Raw genomic sequence first — 1,802 nt, forward strand, 5'->3', positions numbered from 1 at the left:
TGTGTCGATGCTGGCGGCCGGCGTCGCCTATTACGCCCTGCTCGCCATCTTCCCGGCCATCGCGGCGCTGGTGTCGATCTACGGCCTCGTCGCCGACCCGTCGACGATCGAGAGCCAGCTGAACCAGCTCGGCAGCCTGCTGCCGCCGGAAGCCCTGACCATCGTCAGCGACCAGGCGCGCAAGGTGGCGACCGCCCCGTCGCAGGGGCTGGGCTTCGGCCTGATCTTCGGCCTGCTGCTGACGCTGTGGAGCGCCTCGCGCGGGACCAACTCGCTGGTGTCGGCGCTGAACATCGCCTATGGCGAGACGGAGACGCGCGGCTTCATCGCGCTGGCGGCGCTGTCGATGGGGCTGACGGTGGCCGGGCTGCTGTTCGTCGTCGTCGCCATGGGCATGATCGTCGCCGTGCCGGCCGCCATCACCATCGTCGGGCTGAAGGACACGCCGATCGGCTGGGTCGCCAGCCTCGCCCGCTGGCCGATCCTGGCGGTGACCATCATGCTGGCGCTCGCCGTCTTCTACCGCTACGCCCCCGACCGGCGCGAGCCGCAATGGCGCTGGGTCACCTGGGGCTCGGCGATGGCGACAATCCTCTGGCTGCTGGGGTCGCTGGGCTTCTCCGTCTATGTGTCGAACTTCGGCAGCTACAACGAAACCTACGGGTCGGTCGGCGCCGTCGTCATCCTGCTGCTGTGGTTCAACCTGACCTCCTACGTCGTGCTGCTGGGGGCGGAGCTGAACGCGGAGATCGAGCACCAGACCGCCCGCGACACCACCGACCGCGACGGGCGTCCGGCCCGGCCGCCGGGGCAGCGCGACGCCTATGTCGCCGACACGGTGGGCGAGCGGAAGGCCGGCTGACCGTCCAATCTTGAAGCGCCTGTTGGGCAAAATTGCCTATTGGCAGGGCGGCCGCTGCGCGCTATGGTCGTTCTCATGCAACAGATGCTGTCCATCGCGTCCTGCGGACGCTCCCGATATTTTGGCCGCTGGTTTCGTTCGGCGGCCTAGGAACGCGCATCTGTCGCTCACTCCCGAAGCCGCCCGGACTGACCCGCGGCGGCTTTCGCGTTTGTGACTTCCGGCCCTCCATGGGCTGCACATCCTGAAAATCCGAACACGGGCGACCCGGGCGGCCTCATCATCCGAAGAGAGGTTGTCATGTTCGATTTCGATGTCGTCACCGGTCCCACCCAGCCGCCCCACTGCAGCCTCGCCGACGAGCACGCCGGTCCGGCCGCCGCCGAGTCGGCCCTGCCGCCGGTCGATCCGGCCCTCCTGGCGGCGGGCACCCCGTCCGAGTCACCTATGACGAAGGGCGAGAAACAACGGTCCTGAGCCTGGACCGGATCGCCGGCCGTGGTGTGCAGGAGCCGCATCCCAGCTTTCGACCAAAAAAATCACGAATCCTACCTATGTTCGGCCGGCTGTTGTCGTATACTCCCTATGGGCAGACGTGTCCGGGGGACGGCTCAGCCGGTCGCTCCTCTTGTGGGTACTCCTTGTCAGGCACTCCTTGGGCTTTCGTCCCGATTCGGGCGTGATGGGCCGGGCGTGATGGTCGGATCGGAAGAAGGATGACGAATCATGGCGGATGATGCTCTCTCAAGCGTCAACTCTATGGTCTCCAGCCTCAACGCGTCGATCAACAACGCGGTTGAGGCCATCAAGAAGTCGCAGAGCAATCAGGCGATCGGCGAGGTCCAGGAATTCTCCAAGACCGTCCAGAAATCGCTTGATGAGGCACGGGAATTTCGCGAAGGCATCATCCGATACCTTGCTGATACCGGCACGTCGGAAG

2 protein-coding genes and 1 pseudogene are annotated in these 1,802 nt (G+C 65.8%); all 3 read left to right on the plus strand.

Annotation, left to right across the window (positions count from 1 at the left end; translation table 11 throughout):
- On the plus strand, window positions 1-862 hold an 862-nt coding region (locus tag I71_RS28035; protein WP_042701902.1), incomplete at its 5' end, for a YihY/virulence factor BrkB family protein.
- Between the two features lie 300 nt (window positions 863-1,162).
- On the plus strand, window positions 1,163-1,339 hold the full coding sequence (locus I71_RS38560) for a hypothetical protein (protein ID WP_159107445.1): 177 nt from the start codon (window positions 1,163-1,165) through the stop codon (window positions 1,337-1,339).
- A 249-nt stretch (window positions 1,340-1,588) separates the two neighbouring features.
- A pseudogene (locus I71_RS28040) lies at window positions 1,589-1,802 on the plus strand (hypothetical protein); the annotation flags it as partial.

It is taken from the genome of Azospirillum sp. B506 (assembly GCF_000333595.1).
Classification (GTDB): Bacteria; Pseudomonadota; Alphaproteobacteria; order Azospirillales; family Azospirillaceae; genus Azospirillum.

Coding starts and splice junctions, on each gene's coding strand:
- I71_RS38560 (WP_159107445.1), top strand. CDS start 1,163: ATGTTCGATTTCGATGTCGTCACCGGTCCCACCCAGCCGCCCCACTGC.